This window comes from Gemmiger gallinarum, assembly GCF_014982805.1.
GTDB lineage: Bacteria > Bacillota > Clostridia > Oscillospirales > Ruminococcaceae > Gemmiger > Gemmiger gallinarum.
Map to the genome: position 1 here is coordinate 16,862 of NZ_JADCKC010000001.1, position 14,098 is coordinate 30,959.

Annotated in this window: 12 protein-coding genes and 1 other annotated feature; of the genes, 11 read left to right on the top strand and 1 reads right to left on the bottom strand. The window is 61.4% G+C overall.

Translation table 11 applies throughout. The annotated features are described in order from the left end of the window. Window positions 1-4: 4 nt before the first annotated feature. From INF35_RS00110 to rplL, 9 genes are all read left to right on the top strand, one after another. Entirely contained in the window at window positions 5-3,406 is a 3,402-nt protein-coding gene (locus tag INF35_RS00110; RefSeq protein WP_193499565.1) for a PD-(D/E)XK nuclease family protein, read from the top strand. Further along, window positions 3,399-6,872, top strand: a complete 3,474-nt coding sequence (locus INF35_RS00115) for a UvrD-helicase domain-containing protein (RefSeq protein ID WP_193499566.1) — start codon at window positions 3,399-3,401, stop codon at window positions 6,870-6,872. The genes INF35_RS00110 and INF35_RS00115 overlap by 8 nt, the downstream gene beginning before the upstream one ends. 287 nt (window positions 6,873-7,159) lie before the next feature. Further along, window positions 7,160-7,309, top strand: coding sequence for a 50S ribosomal protein L33 (gene rpmG / locus INF35_RS00120; protein ID WP_193499567.1), 150 nt, complete (start codon window positions 7,160-7,162; stop codon window positions 7,307-7,309). A gap of 20 nt (window positions 7,310-7,329) precedes the next feature. Then, the gene (gene secE, locus INF35_RS00125) at window positions 7,330-7,635 is read left to right on the top strand and encodes a preprotein translocase subunit SecE (RefSeq protein ID WP_193499568.1); all 306 of its coding nucleotides are present in this window, start codon (window positions 7,330-7,332) and stop codon (window positions 7,633-7,635) included. A gap of 19 nt (window positions 7,636-7,654) precedes the next feature. Then, window positions 7,655-8,194, top strand: a complete 540-nt coding sequence (nusG, locus tag INF35_RS00130; protein ID WP_193499569.1) for a transcription termination/antitermination protein NusG — start codon at window positions 7,655-7,657, stop codon at window positions 8,192-8,194. Window positions 8,195-8,356: 162 nt separating this feature from the next. Further along, a complete protein-coding gene (rplK, locus tag INF35_RS00135) occupies window positions 8,357-8,782 on the top strand; it encodes a 50S ribosomal protein L11 (protein WP_193499570.1) in 426 nt (141 codons plus the stop codon). 70 nt (window positions 8,783-8,852) lie between these two features. Continuing rightward, window positions 8,853-9,545, top strand: coding sequence for a 50S ribosomal protein L1 (gene rplA / locus INF35_RS00140; protein WP_193499571.1), 693 nt, complete (start codon window positions 8,853-8,855; stop codon window positions 9,543-9,545). A gap of 34 nt (window positions 9,546-9,579) precedes the next feature. Beyond that, window positions 9,580-9,728, top strand: a sequence feature (ribosomal protein L10 leader region). A 22-nt stretch (window positions 9,729-9,750) separates the two neighbouring features. Then, complete coding sequence (gene rplJ, locus INF35_RS00145) at window positions 9,751-10,266, top strand: 50S ribosomal protein L10 (RefSeq protein ID WP_193499572.1); 516 nt, start codon at window positions 9,751-9,753, stop codon at window positions 10,264-10,266. Between the two features lie 91 nt (window positions 10,267-10,357). Beyond that, window positions 10,358-10,735: a 50S ribosomal protein L7/L12 gene (rplL, locus tag INF35_RS00150; protein ID WP_193499573.1), complete on the top strand. Its 378-nt coding sequence runs from the start codon at window positions 10,358-10,360 to the stop codon at window positions 10,733-10,735. 210 nt (window positions 10,736-10,945) lie between these two features. On the opposite strand, the gene INF35_RS00155 is transcribed toward rplL, so the two are convergent. After that, complete coding sequence (locus tag INF35_RS00155; protein WP_193499574.1) at window positions 10,946-11,416, bottom strand: CBS domain-containing protein; 471 nt, start codon at window positions 11,414-11,416, stop codon at window positions 10,946-10,948. A gap of 530 nt (window positions 11,417-11,946) precedes the next feature. Here INF35_RS00155 and INF35_RS00160 point away from each other — a divergent pair. Then, a complete protein-coding gene (locus INF35_RS00160) occupies window positions 11,947-12,300 on the top strand; it encodes an Asp23/Gls24 family envelope stress response protein (RefSeq protein WP_193499575.1) in 354 nt (117 codons plus the stop codon). Window positions 12,301-12,349: 49 nt separating this feature from the next. After that, window positions 12,350-14,047, top strand: a complete 1,698-nt coding sequence (locus INF35_RS00165; RefSeq protein ID WP_193499576.1) for a DAK2 domain-containing protein — start codon at window positions 12,350-12,352, stop codon at window positions 14,045-14,047. The last annotated feature ends 51 nt before the right edge of the window (window positions 14,048-14,098 follow it).

Below are 14,098 nucleotides of genomic sequence, written 5' to 3' on the forward strand. Positions count from 1 at the left end.
CCACATGCTCAACCTGCTTTTGGGAACTTCCGGCAGCGGCAAGTCCACCCGGCTGATGCAGACCCTTAAGGCTGAGGCCGAGGCCGGCCGCCGCAGCATTCTCATCGTGCCCGAGCAGTTCACTTCCTCCACCGAGGGCGCCCTCTACCGCTTGCTGGGGGATACCCTCTCCGGCTATGTGGAGAGCTACTCTTTCACCTCCCTGGCGGAGACGCTGCTCCGCCGCTACGGCGGGGCCGCGGTGCCTACTTTGGATGAAGCCGGGCGGGCTGTGCTGGTCCGCCGGGCGCTGGACTCGCTGCTGGACAAGGTGGTCTATTACAGCCGTCAGCGTCAGAGCGCGGCTTTCTGTGAAAAAGCTGCCCAGACCATTGACGAGCTGAAAAGCGCCGGGGTCACCCCCGACATGCTGGCCGATTATGCCCGGGCTCCCGGAGCCGACCACGACAAACTGGGGGAGCTGGCGCTGATTTATGGCGCTTACGAGGGGCTTCTGGCCGGGACGGGCATGGACCCCGGCGACCGGGTGGAGCTGGCCGCCAGAAAGCTGGAGCCGGAATTCTTTGCCGGCCGCAGCGTGTACATTGATGAATTCGATACCTTCAACGCCTCCAAGCGTGCCATGCTGGAGGCTATGCTGCCTGTGGCCGATGTGACCGTCGCCCTGTGCTGCGACGGCATCCCGGATACCACGGGAGGCATGGGCGTTTTCTCGGGCGCCAAGCGGGTGGCAGCTCAGCTGCGCCAGATGGCCGAGCGCGCCTCCGTGCCCTGCCATACTGAGACATTGACCGACGACCCCCGCCACACCCATGCCCCCGCCCTGGCCGAGCTCTCCCTGCTGCTGGCCGACCCCACCTACACCCCTCAGTGCACCGTGGACCCGGCAAAGCCCGAGCTTACGTACTTTGCCGCCGACAGCCGCCAGGAGGAAGCCAAGGCGGTGGCGGCCGCCGTCCGCCGCTGTGCCAGACAGGGCGTGCCTTACCGGCGGATGGCAGTCATCTGCCGCAATGCCCCCGACTATCTGCCCGCCCTGCGGTATGAGTTCCGGCTGGCGGATATCCCTCTTTTCTGCGATGAGTCCACCACCCCGGAAAACACTGCCCCCGCCCGGGCGGTCCATGCGGCGCTGGATCTTTTGCGGGGCGGGCTTTCCACCACGGCGGTGCTGCGCCTGCTCAAGACGGGGCTGACCTCGCTGCCCCAGGACGCCCAGTGCGCCCTGGAAAACTACGCCTATACCTGGACGCTCTCCGCCGCCGACTGGCGGGAGCCTTTTACCCGCAACCCGGCGGGCTATACCGACCGCATGGGGGAGCAGGAGCGCAATGACCTGGCCCTGGCCGAGCAGGCACGGGATTTTCTCGTCAGCCGAATCACCCGGTTCACAAACGGCGCCAAAGGGGCCGACGTGACGGGTCTGACCCGGCATATCTATGGATTTTTGCAATCTCTCGGGGCGGAGGATGCCCTGGAAGCCCTGGCAAAGACCCTGCGGGAGGGGGGAGAACTCCCTGCCGCCGACGAGGCCCTGCGGGAGTGGAACGTGGTCATGGGTCTGCTGGACCAGATGGTCCGGCTGCTGGGCAGCGACGGGGAGGTACTGGCTCCCGCCGCATACGACGAACTGTTCACTCTGCTTTTGCGCACCACCGATATGGGGCACATTCCCCAGAGCATGGACAGCGTCATTTTCACCACGGCGGGCCGTATGCGCCTGCCCGAGACTGACGCCTGCTTCATCCTCGGTCTGGCGGAAGGGGAGTTCCCCCAGACGCCGGGAGACACCGGCCTTTTGACCCACGCCGACCGGGACGCCATGATCGCCCAAGGCGCTGAACTGCCCGACTGCTTTGAAAACCGTGTCATCCGGGAACAGGTCTGCTTTTACAAGGCCCTCACGGCTGCCCGGCGGTTTGTCTGGCTGTCCTGGCCGGGGGGCGCGGCGGGGCTGCCGGTCTCGGCAGCATTGGCCCCTGTGCTGGAGCTCATGCAGGTCCCTGCCGCAGAACCCGACCCCCGGGACCTGGCGGGGACTCCTGCCGCAGCCCTCGATCTGCTGGGCAGCCTGTGGCAGCAGCAGACGCCCCAGCGGGCTGCCGTTTACGGTGCCTTGCAGGCAGTGGAACACACCCCCGCCGCTGCACCTGGTTTTGCTGCCGTGGAACGTGCCGCCCGCCGTGACCCCGCCAAAGTGGAGGACACCGAAGCGCTGGAACAGCTCCTGGGCCGCAGCATCCGCGTCAGCCCCACAAGGTTTGAGCGGTACGCAGTCTGCCCCTTCGGTTATTTCATGGAGTATGTGCTGCGGGCCAAACCCCGGCAGAAAGCGGAGCTTGCCCCCAACATCAGCGGCACCCTCACCCACTGGGTGCTGGAAAACGCCCTGCGCCGCACCGGCAAGGCCTTTCTGGAACTGGACGAGGCGGACATTGGCCAGCTGGTGGACACCCTCGTCAGGGAGTACGCCGACGCCAACCTCCCAGGCGCCGGGGTGCGGATGCAGTATCTGATCGAGCGGATTGCCCGCAACCTCAAGAACCTGCTGGCTTTTCTGCAGCGGGATATGCGCCAGTCAGGCTTTCACCCGGTGGCCTTTGAGCTGCGCATCGACGACCGCCCCGACCCGGACGACCCCGACGCTCCCCGGGTCCTGCCGGTGGAGCTCTCGGACGAGAAGGGCCACACCGTGCGGGTGGTGGGCACCGTCGACCGTGTAGACGCCATGACACTGGGCAGCACCACCTATCTGCGGGTGGTGGACTACAAGACCGGAACCAAAAAGTTTGATCTGCGGGAGGTCTATTACGGCCTTGACTGCCAGATGCTCATGTACCTCTTTACCCTGGAACGCAACGGTTCCGGTATGGCTGAACAGCTGGGCGGCGAACCGGGCGGGGAACTGCGTGCCGCGGGAGTGGAATACCTCATGGCCGACCCCTCCCCAAAGACCCAGCCCCGCCCCCAGGCGGAGGACGACGCCCCCCAGGACTACCCCATGGAGGGACTGCTTCTGGATGAGGAGAGCGTCTACCGGGCCATGGATACCAAAGGCACCGGCGCCTACTCGCCCCTGACCTACCTGGCCAGCAGCGGCAAGGTGTCGGCAGCCTCCCGCGCCCGCCTGGCCGATGCCGACAAGCTGGGACGCATCCGGGACCACCTGGACGGCCTGCTGCTGCAGATGGCGGATAACCTTTACGCGGGCAAGATCGCCGCTGAGCCCCTCTGTCCGGGCAACTCCACCCCCTGTGTATGGTGTGATTACCGCGCCGTCTGCCGCCACGCGGACGGGGAAGGGGAGCGCACCGCCCTGATGGACGGTGACCCCTTTGAAGAGCAAAGCCCGGTGGAAACCGGAAAAGCAAAAACCAAAAAGAAAGGAGGAGCAAAGCATGGCTGATACCGCACCCAAAAAGATCCAGTTTACCCCCGCCCAGCAGGCGGCAATCTCGGCCCGGGGCGGCAGCCTGCTGGTCAGCGCAGCGGCAGGCTCCGGCAAGACCCGCGTGCTGGTGGAACGGGTGGTGGGCCTCATCACCGACCCCGACCACCCCGTGGAGGCCGACAGCCTTCTCATCATGACCTTCACCAATGCGGCGGCGGCCAAGCTGCGCGCCGATATCACCGAGCGCTTGGGCAAGGAGGTCCGCGCCCATCCCGATGACCTGCGCCTGCGCCGCCAGCAGATGCGGCTGCAAAGAGCCTCCATCGGCACGGTGGATGCCTTCTGCCTGCGGTTTGTGCAGCAGCATTTTTCCTCCCTGGACATTCCGCCCGACTTTACCACCGCCGACGACGCCGACCTCTTCCGCATCCGGCAGGAGGTGCTGGCCGACACGCTGGAACAGGCTTATCAGGACCCCGACTTCCGGGCCTTTGCCGACATGTACGACCGGGGGCGGACAGACGACACGGCAGGTCAGACGGTGCTTGCCCTCCACGATTTCCTCCGTACGCTGCCCTACCCCCCGCAGGCGCTGGAAAACTTTGTGGCCATGTGGCAGACCGACGAACCGCCCCAGGAGACGGCCTGGGGCAAAACGCTGCTCTCGGCGGCACTGGCCCGGGTGGCGAGTGCCCGCTGCCTGATCGCCGCTGCCCGCAGCCGCGCGGCGCTGGACGATGCCGCCGCCCAGGCCTTTGCCGTCGTGCTGGAGGACGACGACACCCGCCTGGCCCTGCTGGAGGACAAACTCCGCAGCGGGGACTGGGAGGCTGCCGTGAACGCCGCCTCGGACATGGGCAAGTGGCCCTCGGCGGGACGGGTCAAGGGCGGCCGGGATTCCAACCCCTATGCCAGTGCGGCGGCGGAACTGCGCACCCGTGCCAAAAAGCGAATGGACCAGCTGCGCACCGACCTGCTGCTCTGCACCGGGGCAGAATTTGCCGTCGACCGCACCGCCGCCGCACCCCTGGTGGCTGCTCTGGGCCGGGCGGTGTCTCAGTTCTCGTCGGCCTATTTTACGGCCAAGGTGACGGAAAAGCTTCTCGACTATGCCGACTATGAGCACCTGACCCTGGACCTGCTCAAGACCCCCGACGGCAGCCGCACCCCGCTGTGCACCACCGTCTCGGCCCAGTACTCTTACGTGCTGGTGGACGAGTATCAGGACACCAACGCCCTGCAGGACGCCATCTATTATGCATTGGCAAAGCCCGATGCCTCCAACCTGTTTTTTGTGGGCGACATCAAGCAGAGCATCTACCGCTTCCGCCAGGCGGAGCCCTCGGTGTTTATCGAGAAGCAGAAAGCCTGGCCCGCCTGGCCCGTCACGTCGGGGCCGGCTACCATCGCTCTGGACGCCAACTTCCGCAGTGCCCCCAACGTCATTGCAGGGGCCAACTATTTCTTTGAACATATCTTCTCGGCGGGGCTGGGCGGTGTGGATTACGGCGATGGCCAGCGCCTGGTGGTGGGCCGCGAGACCGAATATAAAGGAACCTGTGAGCTTACCGTGGTGGACGGCGCCGACGTGGATGCCGATGCCCGCGCCGTGGCCGAGCGCATCCAACAATTAAAGGAAGAGGCCTTCCCGGTGCGGGATGGTGATGCCACCCGCCCCTGTGATTACGGCGACTTCTGTATTCTGCTGCGTGGCCGGGGAGATTTTCCCACCTATGAGGCCGCTTTGCGTGCCCGGGGCATCCCCGTTTTTGCCGACACCGCCGCGGACTTGCTGGACGCTCCTCATGTGCGCCCCTTTGCGGCACTTTTGGAGGTCATCGACAACCCGGCCCAGGATGTGGCCCTCTCAGCGGTGCTGCTCAGCCCCATTTTCCCCTTTACCCCCGACGATCTGGTTCACCTGCGGCAGGAACTGCCCGGCGGCAGCCTGTACGGCGCTGTGCTGGCCAGCAGGGAGAAAAAGTTCCAGGACTTTGCCCGGCAGCTGGCGGTGTTCCGCCGTCTGGCCCGCACTTTGCCGGTGGACGGACTCATTGAGGAGCTCTTTGCCCGCACCGGCTACCTTGCCGCGGCGGGAGCCATGCCCGACGGAGCCCGCTGCCGGGATGACCTCCGTGCCTTTGCAGGCTGGGCGTCCGGGGCTGGCAAGGCCGGACTGGCGGCGCTGGTCCGGGCCATGCGGGCGGCACGGCAGAACGGCGGCCTGACCCAGTCGGGCACCGGGCAGTCCCGCCCGGGCTGTGTCTCCATTATGACGGTGCACCGCTCCAAGGGACTGGAATTCCCCATCGTCTTTGTGGCCAACACCTCCCACAAGTTCAATAATTCCGACATCATGCGTCCGGTGCTGTTCCATCGGGAGCTGGGCATCGGTATGACGCTGCGGGCAGGCAGTCAGGCCCGGCGGTACAAGACGCTGGCCCATGCGGCCCTGGTGCAGCAGATCAAGGCAGAATCCCTCAGCGAGGAAATGCGCATCCTGTACGTGGCGCTGACCCGTGCCCAGGACGCCCTGTTCATCACGGTGCCCCTCAAGCATACCGACAGCGAGCTCAAGACCCCGGCCCTCTATGCGGCGGCCGATATGCTCACGCCGGAGGCCCTCTGTGACTTCCAGGCCTGGTCGGGCTGGCTGCTGACGGCGGCTCTGCGCCACCCGGACAGCGATATCCTCTGGGCCCGCACCGACCTGCTGCCCGCCCAGGACAAAACCGGCGCACCGCTGTCCATCCGCCTGGTGGAACCGCCGGAAGTCCTACCGGCGCAGGAACCCGAGGAAATGCCCGCCCCCGACACAGCCCTTCAGGAGGAACTGATTCGGGGCTTTGCCTGGCACAGTCCCGACGAGGCATTGCGGGATGTGCCGGTCAAGGTCAGCGTCAGCGCCGTGACCCACGGGGCAGGGGAGACGGTGCAGCAGCGCCCGGCTTTTCTGCAGAAAAGCGGTATGACCGGGGCCGAGCGCGGCACCGCCATCCATGCGTTCCTGCAGAGCGTGCCTTTTGACCGGGACATGACCGACCTGGACGCCGAAGTCCGCCGCCAGACCGACCTGCAACTGCTGGACCCGGCCTTGGCCGGGGTGCTGGACCTGGATACGGTGCGCACCTTCTTTGAAAGCCCTGCCTGGCGCCGGGTGCGCAGTGCAAAGCAGGTATTGCGGGAGGAACCCTTCATCACGGCGCTGCCGGCGGGGGAGATATCTCCCGGAGCCCCGGACACGGCTCAGGTGCTGGTGCAGGGCATTGCCGACCTGGTACTGGTGTTTGACGACCACGCCGAGATCCTGGACTACAAGACCGACCGCCAGACCGATCCCCAGTATTATGTGGATGCCTACGGGGCCCAGCTGCGGCTTTACCGCCGCGCCTTTGCCCTGCGGCTGCGGGTGCCGGTAACCAAGCTGACCATCTACAGCTTCACCCTGGCCAGGGAACTGGATGTCCCCCTCAACGGATAAGGACGAGGCGGTGCCTGCCGGAAACACTGCGGAAGGCTGAAATACAAACTTTCCCCGCTGCTCTGCCGGGCTTTGCGCTTGACAAGCAGCGGGGTTTTGTGTACCATAATGAGCGGTCGAATGCGAAGAAATATCATAAATATTGTGCTTGTCCCTCTTGACGAGAGGAAACAACTATGATATTATGATACTACCTCTTTTGCGGGGCTATTTTTTTGTGCCCTTTTTTGGGCGCGACCGCAAGCACGAGGGAGGCTTTAGAAACCGTTAATTGGAGGTGCCGAAACATGACTGTCAAAATCACTCTTGCCTGCACGGAATGCAAACAGCGCAACTATAACAAGACCAAGAACAAGAAGAACAACCCTGACCGCATCGAGATGAAGAAGTATTGCCGTTTCTGCAAGAAGCATACCGTCCATCGCGAGACGAAGTAAGGAAAGGCGGAGCTTGAACAATGGCTGATAAGAAAGCTGTAACAGGGGCAGCCGCCAAGGCCGAACAGGCCGACAAGAAGGCTGACAAAAAGACCGACGGCAAAAAGAAGACTTCCTTCTTCACCAAGGTCAAGAACTTTTTCAGCCGCATCGGTAAGTATTTCAAAGACACCAAGAGCGAGCTGAAAAAGGTCGTTTGGCCCAGCAAAAAGCAGGTTCGCACCAACACCATCACCGTTTTGGTCGTCGTGCTGATCGCCGCGGTGGTGCTGGTTCTGCTGGACCTGATCTTCGGCGGCGTCATCCAGCTGATGATCGGCGCCTGACGACTTGGAGGCATGATTCATGGCTGAACAGGCTTACTGGTATGTTGTCCACACCTATTCCGGCTACGAGAACAAGGTGGCCCAGGACCTGATGACGATGGTGGAAAACCGCCGCCTGCAGGACCTGATCTGTGATGTCAAGGTCCCCACCGAGACTGTCATCGAGGACAAGCTGGACAAAAACGAGAACAAGATCGGTGAAAAAGAAGTCCAGCGCAAGATCTATCCGGGTTATGTCTTCGTCAAAATGGTCATGAATGACAATACCTGGTACATCGTGCGCAACACGCGCGGCTGCACCGGTTTTGTCGGCCCGGCATCCAAGCCGGAGCCCCTGACCGAAGAGGAAGTCGAGAAGCTGGGTGTCGAGATCGTGTCCGGACCTCGTGTGGATTACGAGGTCGGCGATACGGTGGAGCTCACCGGCGGCCCCATGGCGGGTTCTGTCGGTGTGGTCGAAGCCATCGACACCAACGCCCGCAAGGTCCGCGTCAAGATCTCGATGTTTGGCCGCGAAACTCCGGCAGAGCTGGAACTTTCCCAGGTCAAGCTGCTGTGACCTGCACGATCCGTGCAAGGCTGATCCCGCCGCCAGGGGGCGGCAAATACGTTTTCCGGTAAAGACCGCACGCGGTTTTTATAGAGTGCGCGCCTGCGCGTACTCGTGGGAGGTCCGCGCCGCGGACCGCAACTCACCACAAATTTTGGAGGTGCAAATAGTATGGCACAGAAAATCACTGGCTACATTAAGCTGCAGATCCCTGCCGGCAAGGCGACTCCGGCACCGCCCGTCGGCCCCGCTCTGGGCCAGAAGGGCGTCAACATCATGGCGTTCACCAAGGAGTTCAACGAGCGTACCAAGAATCAGATGGGCTACATCATCCCCGTCGTCATCACCGTTTACGCTGACCGCTCCTTCAGCTTCATCACCAAGACTCCGCCGGCCCCGGTCCTGATCAAGAAGGCCGCCGGCATCGAGACTGCTTCCGGCGCGCCGAACAAGAACAAGGTCGGCTCCATCACTCTGGCTCAGGCCGAGGAGATCGCCAAGCAGAAGATGCCCGACCTGAACGCTTCCAGCCTGGAAAGCGCCGTCAGCATGATCAAGGGCACCTGCCGCAGCATGGGTGTTACCGTCGAGGAATAAGCCCTGCATGACTGCGCGCAAATACGTGGGAGGAATTGATCCGATAACCACCACACAGGAGGAATGAGTAATGAATCACGGTAAGAAATATACCGAAAGCGCTAAGCTGATCGACCGTACCAAAGTTTACGACCCGCAGGAGGCGCTGTCCCTCTGCTGCCAGACCGCAAAGGCCAAGTTTGACGAGACCGTTGAGCTGCACGTCCGCCTGGGCGTTGACAGCCGCCACGCTGACCAGCAGGTCCGTGGCGCTGTTGTTCTGCCCAACGGCACCGGCAAGAACGTCCGCGTCATCGCCATCTGCAAAGGCGACGCTGCCAAGGCTGCTGAGGCTGCCGGCGCTCAGGAGGTCGGCGACGACGACCTGATCGCCAAGATTCAGGGCGGCTACCTGGACTTCGATGTTCTGGTCACCACCCCGGACATGATGGGCCGTGTCGGCCGTCTGGGCAAAATCCTCGGACCCCGTGGCCTGATGCCCAACCCCAAGGCTGGTACCGTTACCCCCGATGTGGGCCGTGCCGTTACCGAGGCCAAGGCCGGTAAGATCGAGTACCGTCTCGACAAGCAGAACATCATCCATGTGCCCATCGGCAAGGCTTCTTTCGGCGCCGACAAGCTGATGACCAACCTGGATACCGTTCTGGAGGCCATTGCCAAGGCTAAGCCCGCGGCTGCCAAGGGCCAGTACTTCAAGAGCGCTACCGTGGCTACCACCATGGGCCCCGGCGTCCGCGTCAACACCCTGAAGTACGGTGTCTGATTAAAAAATGCTTGACAAACCCGCGTTTGTGCGGTATTATAATTAAGCTGTTTTTAAGACAGCAGGTGCTGATTTCAGCATAAAGGGTTTCGCCCTGCCTGCCGAGAAACGTGGCGTTTGCTTTCATGCGATTTTCAGCCTCTTTCCCGGCATGTCCGGGCAAGAGGCTTTTTTGATCCCACAAATGAAATGAGGTGAATGAAAAATGCCCAGCAAGAAGATTTTGGCTGCCAAGCAGGCTTATGTCAAGGAGCTCAACGAGAAGCTGTCCAGCGCGATGGCCGGTGTTGTCGTTTCCTACAACGGCATCAGCGTTGCTGACGATACCAAACTGCGTAAGGAACTGCGTGAGGCCGGTGTTGAGTACACCGTCGTCAAGAACACCATGCTCCGTCTCGCCGTCAAGGGCACCCAGTACGAGGCTCTGACCGAGTGCTTCAAGGGTGACACTGCTATCGCGATCTCTCCGGAGGATCCCGCCGCCGCGGCTCGTATCCTGTGCAAGTTCGCCGACGCTGACAAGAGCAAGCGTTTCACCGTCAAGGGCGGTTTCTGCGACGGTCAGGTCATGGACGCCGCAGGTGTTCGCAGCCTGTCCACCATGCCCAACCGCGAAGGTCTGCTGTCCATGCTGGCCGGTTCCCTGTCCGGGATCATCGGCGGCCTGGCTGTTGCCCTGCAGGCTGTTGCCGACAAGCAGGAGGAGACTCCCGCTGCGTAACAGCTGCCTGATGCCGGCTGCATAATGGCCGGCGACCCCACAAAATTTGATCATAAGAGATCGAAATAAAAAACTTATGGAGGTAACTATCATGGCTTCTGAGAAGATCACTGCCATTGTCGAGTCTGTCAAGACTATGACTGTTCTTGAGCTGAAAGAGCTCGTTGACACCATCTGCGAGGAGTTCGGCGTTTCCGCTGTTGCTGCTGCTGCTCCCGCTGCTGCTGGCGCTGCTGCTGCTCCCGCTGAGGAGGAGAAGACCGAGTTCGACGTCATCCTGGCTGATGTCGGCGGCAACAAGATGCAGGTCATCAAGGCTGTCAAGGAGCTGACCGGTGCTTCCCTGATGGAGGCTAAGAAGCTGGTCGAGACCCCCAACGCCAAGCTGAAGGAGAACGCTTCCAAGGCTGACGCTGAGGAGATCCAGAAGAAGCTGGAAGAGGTCGGCGCAAAGGTCGAGCTGAAGTAATTTCCGCTTCAATTAGCACACAAAAGCCCGCTGCGAGGTTTATGCCCCGCAGCGGGCTTTTTGCATTTGTGTGCACGCAGGACAGGGCGGACCATCCCCGGAGAATGAACCTGCGGAAAACGCCGTCCGCCAAACCTCCGCTGTGCCGGACAAAAAGAAAGCCCTGTCCCGGTTTTCATGGAAAGCCGGAACGGGGCTTTTACGCAGCAATCAGGAATGGGTCTGCTGCATCAGTTTTTTCTTGATGGCGCGGGTGGAAATCTGTGTCGTTTCAGAGGAACTGTCCATTCGCCGCAGCATGTATTTGATGATGGCGGTACGGGGAACGATACCGATAAAGACATTGCGGTCATCCACAACCGGGACAAAATTCTGATCTACGGTTGCTTCCACCAGGGTCCGCATGTCGGTGGTGACAGGCACTGCCTTGTAATTGCGGCGGCGGGGGAAGCTGGAGATGGGAACATCCTCGCTGGCATCCAGGTCCAGACCGTGGATGTTCTTGATGCCCCAGAGAAGATCTCCCTCGCTGATGGTGCCGATGTACTCGCCGTTGCGGCGCAGAACGGGGATGGTTGCAAAGCGTTGATTGGACCACTTTTCCAGTGCCTGCCGGAGAGTAAAGTCCTCGTAGACGAACAGTACGTCCTGCTTGGGGGTCAGGAAAAACAGCAGGTTCATGATTGGGTTGTCTCCTTTGCTCAGTGTGTGGGCACGAAGCACGGCATGACAGGACAGATTCTGTGATCATGGCATTTCCGGACGGAAAACATTGTGCCCGCCGGAAAGCGGTAAATGAAGTAAATCTGCCAAGAATACAGCGAAATGCCGACGAAAAAATGTGAGAAATCCGCCCTGCTGCAAACGCGCTGACAAGGAGGCAGTGCAGAGTTCCACGAAAAGGCTCCCGCCGTACAATAGGTGGTCATGTCGGTCCCGAACGGGGGCTTCGGGCGGGGTGATCGGGCTTGCCGGCCGATCTCTTCAATTAAAGTATACGCGCCTGCCATGGGAACTTTGTGAATGGATTGTAAAATCTGCCCATACAAAACCTGACGAAAAAGGAGGAACAAATTCTGCGGACAAATGAAAGGAAACTGTAAAAATACCACTGTTCAAACGGCGCTGGATGGTGTATAATAAACCTGATTATACAGGCAATTTCCCCGGACGGGGTGTTGCGTGGATTGCAATAGTAAGGAGGATCGGCGATGATCACCAAGGTCAACCCCTACGGGAGCATTTCACTGACCAACGAATATTTCTCGGGCCTGGTCGCGCAGGCTGCAAAAAATTGTTACGGCATTGCCGCCATGGGCCAGAACACCGCGTCCGGCACGGTGCGTTCGGCGCTGCGTCACGGCAGCCTGCCGCAGCAGGGCGTTACGGTGGAGGAGGAGAACGGTGCGCTTCGCATTGCGCTGCACATCACAGTGGGGTATGGCCTGAACATTGCCTCCATTACCCAAAGCATTACCCACCGTGTGCGCGATGAAGTGGAGCATGCCACCGGGCTGAAGGTTTTCCGCGTGGATGTCTATGTAGACGACATCGTCGCCGGCTGATGGCTGTGCGCATCTGATCGTAAAAGTCAAACAACGAGGTGTTTATTACATGATTACTGGCAAGATCCTGCGTGACGCAATGATTTCCGGCGCCAACAACATTTCCAACCAGCGCACCCGCGTGGATGAACTGAATGTTTTCCCCGTACCTGACGGCGATACCGGCACCAACATGAGCATGACCATCGGTGCAGCCCGCCCTGAGCTGGAAAATCTGCCCGACGACTGCACTGTGGCGCAGGCAAGCAAGTGCGCGGCATCCGCCATGCTCCGCGGCGCCCGCGGCAACTCCGGCGTCATCACCAGCCTGCTGTTCCGCGGCTTTTCCAAGGCGCTGAAGGACAAGACCAATGCCGAGGCTGCCGACCTGGCCAGCGCTCTGCAGATGGGCGTTGACGCTGCCTACAAGGCTGTCATGAAGCCCACCGAGGGCACCATCCTGACGGTCACCCGCCTGGCTGCCGAAGCTGCTGCCGCCAGCACCCAGACCGAAGTTCCCGCCCTGTGGGATGAGGTTCTTGCCGCAGGCCAGAAGGCGCTGGACGATACCCCCAATCTGCTGCCTGTGCTGAAAAAGGCCGGCGTTGTGGATGCCGGTGGCCAGGGTATCATGCTGGTGTTTGAGGGCATGAAACAGGTCTTTGACGGCGGCGAGGTCATCCAGAGCATGGAAGTCGCCGCCAAGCCCAAGGTTGCAAGCACCGCGGCCGGCAAGGGCGTCTTTGCCGATGACCTTATGAAGGTCGAGGATATCAAGAACGGCTACTGCACCCAGTTCCTGCTGCATAAAGATGAGGGCGCCAGCGTCACCCGCCTGCGCGCTTTCCTGGAGTCCAACGGTGACTCTGTTGTGGTCATTGAGGACGACGATGTGGCAAACTGCCATGTCCATACCTCCGACCCCGGCATGATGCTGAGCGAAGCCATCAAGTACGGCTACCTGACCGACTTCAAGATCGAGAACATGCATGAGCAGTTCCTGGCCCGCCAGAAGCAGGGCAAGAGTCTGGAGAAGCAGGCGGCCGCCGAGGAGCGTGCCGCTGCCGGCAGCGCCGACGAGTTCGTCTACGCGGCTGTGGACCCCGAGCAGGACTACGGCTTTGTGGCTGTTGCCGCAGGCGAGGGCCTCAAGAGCGTCTTTACCGACCTGGGCGTGGAGGCGGTCGTCTCCGGCGGCCAGACCATGAACCCGGCCACCGAGGACATCCTGGCTGCCATCCAGAGCGTCCCCGCCAAGACGGTCTTTGTGCTGCCCAACAACAAGAACATCATCATGGCGGCGGAGCAGGCCCAGAAGCTGGCCGACCGCAAGGTCATTGTTCTGCCCACCCGCACGGTTCCCCAGGGCATGACCGCCATGCTCAACTTTGACCCGGGCACTTCCGCCGACGAGAACGCCATCAACATGATGGCGGCCGCCGATAAGGTTGCCACCGGCCTGATCACCTATGCCGCCCGCGACAGCGAGTTTGACGGCAAGACCATCAAGAAGGGCGAGATCATGGCCCTGGAGAACGGCAAGATCGTGGCCACCGGTAATGACATTACCAAGATGACCTATCGTCTGGCCCGCTCCATGAAGAAGAAGGATACCCAGTTCATCACGGTCATCTCCGGTTGCGAGATCAGCGACGCCGACGCCGAGAAGACCACCGATCTGGTGCGCTCCAAGTGCGGCGGCAACATTGAGGTCAGCCACATCAGCGGCGGTCAGCCGGTCTACTACTATATGATCTCGGTGGAGTAATCATTTTTCCATGAACCCAAAAAGGACGAATCTGTTTGGAGAGCCGCGGCA

Coding starts and splice junctions, on each gene's coding strand:
- INF35_RS00110 (WP_193499565.1), top strand. CDS start 5: ATGCTCAACCTGCTTTTGGGAACTTCCGGCAGCGGCAAGTCCACCCGG.
- INF35_RS00115 (WP_193499566.1), top strand. CDS start 3,399: ATGGCTGATACCGCACCCAAAAAGATCCAGTTTACCCCCGCCCAGCAG.
- rpmG (WP_193499567.1), top strand. CDS start 7,160: ATGACTGTCAAAATCACTCTTGCCTGCACGGAATGCAAACAGCGCAAC.
- secE (WP_193499568.1), top strand. CDS start 7,330: ATGGCTGATAAGAAAGCTGTAACAGGGGCAGCCGCCAAGGCCGAACAG.
- nusG (WP_193499569.1), top strand. CDS start 7,655: ATGGCTGAACAGGCTTACTGGTATGTTGTCCACACCTATTCCGGCTAC.
- rplK (WP_193499570.1), top strand. CDS start 8,357: ATGGCACAGAAAATCACTGGCTACATTAAGCTGCAGATCCCTGCCGGC.
- rplA (WP_193499571.1), top strand. CDS start 8,853: ATGAATCACGGTAAGAAATATACCGAAAGCGCTAAGCTGATCGACCGT.
- rplJ (WP_193499572.1), top strand. CDS start 9,751: ATGCCCAGCAAGAAGATTTTGGCTGCCAAGCAGGCTTATGTCAAGGAG.
- rplL (WP_193499573.1), top strand. CDS start 10,358: ATGGCTTCTGAGAAGATCACTGCCATTGTCGAGTCTGTCAAGACTATG.
- INF35_RS00155 (WP_193499574.1), bottom strand. CDS start 11,416: ATGAACCTGCTGTTTTTCCTGACCCCCAAGCAGGACGTACTGTTCGTC.
- INF35_RS00160 (WP_193499575.1), top strand. CDS start 11,947: ATGATCACCAAGGTCAACCCCTACGGGAGCATTTCACTGACCAACGAA.
- INF35_RS00165 (WP_193499576.1), top strand. CDS start 12,350: ATGATTACTGGCAAGATCCTGCGTGACGCAATGATTTCCGGCGCCAAC.